Origin of the sequence: Buttiauxella sp. S19-1 (assembly GCF_022134725.1) — a bacterium.
Taxonomy (GTDB): Bacteria; Pseudomonadota; Gammaproteobacteria; order Enterobacterales; family Enterobacteriaceae; genus Buttiauxella; species Buttiauxella ferragutiae.
In genome coordinates this window covers 1-5,924 of record NZ_JAHWLU010000179.1, presented here as the reverse complement: position 1 = coordinate 5,924, position 5,924 = coordinate 1, and the positions used below count along the sequence as shown (strand labels likewise).

At 51.6% G+C, this 5,924-nt stretch carries 3 protein-coding genes; all 3 read right to left on the bottom strand.

The window, feature by feature from the left end; genetic code table 11:
• Positions 1-315 precede the first annotated feature (315 nt).
• The 3 genes from MES37_RS23020 to hmsP all read right to left on the bottom strand — a co-directional run bounded on the left by MES37_RS23020 (position 316) and on the right by hmsP (position 5,483).
• Positions 316-1,803 carry a M16 family metallopeptidase gene (locus MES37_RS23020; protein ID WP_064542213.1) on the bottom strand — a complete coding sequence of 496 codons (1,488 nt, stop codon included), beginning with the start codon at positions 1,801-1,803 and terminating at the stop codon, positions 316-318.
• Positions 1,804-2,020: 217 nt separating this feature from the next.
• Positions 2,021-3,307 carry a dicarboxylate/amino acid:cation symporter gene (locus MES37_RS23015; protein WP_064542210.1) on the bottom strand — a complete coding sequence of 429 codons (1,287 nt, stop codon included), beginning with the start codon at positions 3,305-3,307 and terminating at the stop codon, positions 2,021-2,023.
• Positions 3,308-3,488: 181 nt separating this feature from the next.
• A complete protein-coding gene (gene hmsP / locus MES37_RS23010) occupies positions 3,489-5,483 on the bottom strand; it encodes a biofilm formation regulator HmsP (protein ID WP_064542208.1) in 1,995 nt (664 codons plus the stop codon).
• Between the last annotated feature and the right edge of the window lie 441 nt (positions 5,484-5,924).

Sequence of the window (5,924 nt, the reverse complement as noted above, 5' to 3'; positions counted from 1 at the left end):
GACTTTGAATTTCGGGTCCGGCTTAAATCGCCTCCATTTTGACTCCAGGTGGCAGGGTCCAGCCGTCGGGAACGGCTGGAGGGCGCGATCGTCTGGAACGAATCGCAACCGACCCTGACACGGAGGCTAAATGGAGGTTTACCGCTTGCGGCGATTTATTTGCCGGGAGTCCGGGTTCTTAGGGTGGCGACGGTGGCCACCCTAAGACGTTCACCGGTTCAGTCGCGACATAAACATGCTGTCGCCTGGTGAACGGAACCTTCTCCGGCTCGGCAGAAAGCGCCCCTCAAAGATGTGTATATGAGGGAGAGGGCGTTACTGCGCCTGCGGCGTATCCGAAGAAACTTCCTGCTTAGGTTCATCAGTCAGCGGCAGTGCTTTAGCTGGCACCATCACCTTATCCCACGTCGCTTGCAGATCCTTCATGTTGAACTCAGGTTCGCCTTTTGGCTGCAACAGCACTAAAGCCATTTCTTGCGACAGTTGCTGGCGTAAATCCTGGTTCAGCGAGCTTAATGTCAGGCTGTTCAGGAAATCCCCGCGCAGTTTCTGATACTGTTCCGGAGCGATATCGACCACCTGGTTTTGCAGCGAACGCATACGCTGGCTGATCAACACATCGGTGTCGGTACGCGCGTAAGTGGCAAACAACTTGGCAAGTTCCGCTTTTTTCTGCGCAATTAACCCATCAAACTCTTGCTGCGACAGCCCTTTATCACGCACGTTAACCAGCTCTTTGCTGACGCTCGCCAAATTCGCATTCAGTCTATCGTTAGGTGACGCAAGGTTGATGCCGCACTGCGCACGCTGATACAACACGCGACACTCGAAGCTCAGGTTAAGATCCTTGATGTTCTGCTTGCTGAGGTTCTGCTGCACATGCCAGAACAGCGCCTCGCGGGCGAGATCGGCACGCCAGTAACGCAGCATCGCAGACGATTCACGAATAGGCTGCCAGGCGTTGTCCCACATCAGTGAGAGCCTGTCCTGGCTCACACTGTCAGTCATTAAACTCACAGGAACACGCTTGAGCGGAGAAAGAGTCGCAACCGGAGCAGGCGTTTCACGTTTGCCCGTCAGGGTGCCAAACGTTTTATTGATTTGATCGGCAACGCTACGGCTATCGACGTTACCCACCACAATCAAGGTCATCGCATCCGGGGTGTACCACTTCTTGTAGAACTCGTTGAGTTGTTCGTTATCAACCGGCTGCTTGAGATCTTCTGCCGGGTCATGGCCCAACAGCGAGGAACCTTGCAAGCGATAGCGCCACCAGTTGTCTTTGGTGTCCATCGGCCAGGTTGTCACCATATCCTGAGTTTGCAGCGCAACGTTCACCGTTTCCGGGGTGATCGACGTTTTACCGGTGGTTTCCGCCAGATAAGCTATCGCTTCTTTGAGTAAATCATTGCGGTTATTAGGCAGGCTAAGATTAAACAACGTGAAGTCATACGAAACAACGGCTGGAGGCAGCGGACGCTGCGGGTCCACACTTTGCTGCCATAGTGAGCGTACCTGCAATGGCTGCAAGCTACCGTTTTGTGTCAGTGCCATGCGCGGTAAGAAATGGCTAAAGCCGCTCTGCTGGGTGGTCTCATTCAATGAGCCGGTATTCACCAACAGACGAATTTCAATACGATCGCTTGGGCGTTGAGGTGTGGCCAGGACTTGCCATTGAAAACCATTGGCCAGCGTACCTTGCTGCCAGGCTGGATCGGGCTGTAGTGCTTCTGCCTGCACATTACTGGCGGCGGCGACCAACAGCAATCCGCCAGCTAAGAGTCGAATTTTGGTGCCCTGCATGTTAACCCCTGGAAAAACAATCCTGATTAAAAAGTGTAATGGCGACAAAAGATTACGCAAAAAAGCCGCCACGGTGATAATTCACCACTCCGTTTGACCGCATCTTCGCGCAAACGTCACTTTTAAAATGAAAAAAAACGCCAAAAATTTTGGCTCAAGGGTCAATTATGCGCAGTAGCCCACAGCGAGGGCAAGTCGCCGTGGGCAATTGAGGGGATTAAGAAGAGATTTCGTTCACTTTTTTCGCAGAGTTTGGATTATTGAGCGTTTCTACCAGTTGCTTCTCATCCAACTGTTTCACCCACTTCGCCACGACAACCGTTGCCACGCCATTACCGACCAGGTTTGTCAGCGCACGCGCTTCAGACATAAAGCGGTCGATACCGAGAATCAACGCCAGACCCGCAAGTGGCAAATGGCCCACCGCTGAAATGGTTGCCGCCAGCACGATGAAACCACTCCCTGTCACACCTGCAGCGCCTTTAGAGGAGAGCAGCAACACCACCAATAGTGTGATTTGATGGACAATATCCATATGGGTGTTGGTGGCCTGCGCGATAAACACCGCTGCCATGGTGAGATAAATTGAGGTGCCATCGAGGTTAAACGAGTATCCGGTTGGAATCACCAGCCCGACTACCGACTTACGGCAACCGAGTTTCTCCATTTTATCGAGCATTCTTGGCAAAGCGGATTCAGACGAAGAAGTACCCAGTACGATAAGCAGCTCTTCTTTAATGTAACGGATAAATTTAAAGATGCTGAAACCTGTCACCCGCGCGATGCTGCCCAACACCAGCACCACAAACAAAATACAGGTGATGTAGAAGCAGATAATCAACTGGCCGAGCTGCACCAACGAGCCGACGCCATATTTACCAATCGTGAACGCCATAGCACCGAAAGCACCGATTGGCGCGAGGCGCATGATCATGTTGATGATGCCGAAAATGACCTGCGAGAAGCTTTCAATCACGTTGAAAATCAACTGGCCTTTTTGACCAAGACGGTGCAGTGCAAAACCAAACAGTACCGCAAACAGCAGCACTTGCAGGATATTGCCACTGGCAAATGCGCCAATCACGCTACCAGGAATCACATCCAGCAAGAAGGCCACCACACCTTGTTGTTGTGCCTGTTCGGCATACATGGCGACAGCTTTGGCATCAAGCGTTGCCGGGTCGATGTTCATCCCAGCCCCTGGCTGGACGACGTTAACCACGATTAGGCCGATGATCAGCGCGATGGTGCTGACCACTTCGAAGTAAAGCAGTGCCACAGCGCCCGTGCGCCCCACGGCTTTCATGCTTTCCATGCCTGCAATGCCGGTGACGACCGTACAGAAGATAACCGGCGCGATAATCATTTTAATCAGTTTAACGAACGCATCGCCGAGCGGTTTCATCTGCGCGCCTAATTCCGGGTAAAAATGACCCAGCAGGATACCGATGGCTATCGCCGTAAGGACCTGGAAGTAGAGGCTTTTAAAAAGAGAGAGTTTCATAGCGTGTCCTTGAGAGGTAGATATTCCGCAGTACCAGGATTTAGGTAGATGACCTCGGCCTGCGGAAGCAAAAATACCACTCTCAAAAACGCTCAGAAGTGACACAGCGCTTATTTGTAAACAAAATTGTTAAATAATTGAGCTGACTCGCGCCAGCCCAATAACATTTGCAACAACTAATTTACTGATTAGCGCTGGATAAATACCTGGCATCAAACTCTTTAAGAGTCAGTGCCCTGGAGAAAAGATAACCCTGAGCAATGCTCACACCGGCGTTCAACAACCAGTCGCACTGCGCCTGGTTTTCAATTCCTTCCGCCACCAGTTTCAGACCCAGCGTGTTCGCCATACCGATAATCACCCCCGCCATGGTGTTATCTTCCGGCAAGCCATCTACAAAACTCTTGTCGAGCTTCAGCACATCCACCGGCAACGATTTCAGGTGATGTAAATGACGCAGGCTGGCATAACCCATGCCAAAATCATCCAGTGCGATGCGCACCCCTGCTTTGCGCAACGGACGCAAAATACTGACCGCTTTTTTCGGATCATCAATATTATGACTTTCCGTGACTTCCAGAATTAACATCCCTGGCTGGATACGATAGCGCGCCATTAATTCCAGCAGTGACGAACCCATTTCCTCGTGCAGTAACTGATGCGCAGAGATATTCACACACAGCGGCATGGTGACACCCTGGCTTTGCCAGCCCGCCAGCACACGGCAAGACTCTTCAAGGATCCAGTTACCAATTGTGAACATCAAACCGCTATCTTCGATACGCTCAATCAAGCCTTCCGGCAAACCCCAGCTACCATCAGGCTGCTGCATGCGCAGTAAAACTTCCGCGCTGACGACTTCACGGGTGCGCAAATTGACCTGCGGTTGTAGCCAAATAGCAAACTGCTGGTTTTCTAATGCCGTCAGTAAATCCTGCTCTTGCGTCAAATAGCGTTGCGCAATGGCCATCTGTTCAGGGTCAAAGAATTGAATCTGATTTTTGCCATGGCGACGGGCAGAAAACGCGGCGGAAACGGCGCGGCGATACAGCTGTTCTGCGGTCAAACCACCGTGATACATCGCAATGCCGATGCTGGCCGTCGGTTTGAGGGAAATCGAGTGAATCGGTAACTTTTCGTTCAGCACCGCGAGAATTTGCTTCGCCAGTGCCATTGCCTGCCAGGCATCCTGAACGCCATGGGCAATAATGCCAAAATCGTTGCCGCTGAGCTGCGCCAGCACCATATTCGGTGGCAGAACACCTTTAATTTTCTCGACCAGCGTCAGCAGCAGCATTTCACGCTGCTCCTCGTTCAGCACCCCGGCAGTATCCTGCAAAGTTTCGCTGGCAATCACGATCAACGCATTCTTGTTATCGCTTGCCGTTAGTTGTTCAAGCAACGCCAGTAACAACGCCTTATTTGGCAACTCGGTAACTGTGTTTCGGGTGCTCATCGCGCTCATTTCTTCATGTAAGCGCTGCGACATTTGTTGATTACGGTTATAGCTGCGCACCAGCATGCCTATCTCATCATCGTGGTGAAGAGGAGGTAGATTGAGTTGATGGTTCGCCGCATCGTGCGGGGTTAAACTATCGAGCTCACGGGCAATTTTACGCAGTGGATGAACAATCAAACGGTTTATCGACCAACTGATCGCAACCGACAAAATGAGCGCCAGCAGCAGATATGTCGTCAGCAACGTCGAAATCGTACTAATGATGAATTTGTACATCCGCCAGGAGTCAGCTTGCAGCACAAGATAAGCCAGCGGCTGCGGATTTGCCGGGCGTTCCAGTGAATAAAGCGGTAGGGATATTTGAACCGGGAGTTCGAACAGGCGTGCAATCCAGACGGGAATCGGGCGTTCCGGGGTAAATCTTTGGCGCAACGCCTGGAATTGATTCGGCAGTACTACATCCGCCCGGCTGATAATGCCAGAAGGTTGAATTTGACTCAGGATGTACTCAGCCTGGGGAATATCCGCTTTCAGGATAGCTTCAGACAGCGGAATACGCACCGAATGGGCGATTTTCTCCATCTGGCTTGCTGTGTCGTAGCGGCTTTGCTGCACAAAGTGAAAAAGCTGCACCACGATAAAAATAAAAATAAACAGTAAAGCAACGGCTGACACCATCGCCATCTGTTTAATCGTTAATGAACGACTGACTCGCAAACTGACACTCCGCAAAAACTAAGCCCTAAATAGACATGGCTGAGTATACTGCATTGTGGTGGGTTTTAGGCTTGAGAAACCGAATCTGCATGCAGCGTGGTATGGATGCTGGCGGTTTTTTTCGGTGCTGCCAGATTGCGGGGGGGAATTTTGGAAAGCGCCTCGAGAAAACAACCCTCGTCCAGGCCTTCTCCCTGAGGACTATCTCTTAGTCACATCTTTGAAGGGTGTTTCCTGCCGGTTCGAAGAAGGTTCCGTTCACCAGGCGAAAGTGTATTTATGTCACCACGGAACCGGTGAACGTCTTAGGGTGGCCACCGTCGTCACCCTAAGAACCCTGACTCCCGGCAAATAAATCGCCGCAAGCGGTAAACCTCCATTTTGCCTCCGTGTCAGGGTCGGTTGCGATTCGTTCCAGACGATCGCGCCCTCCAGCCGTTC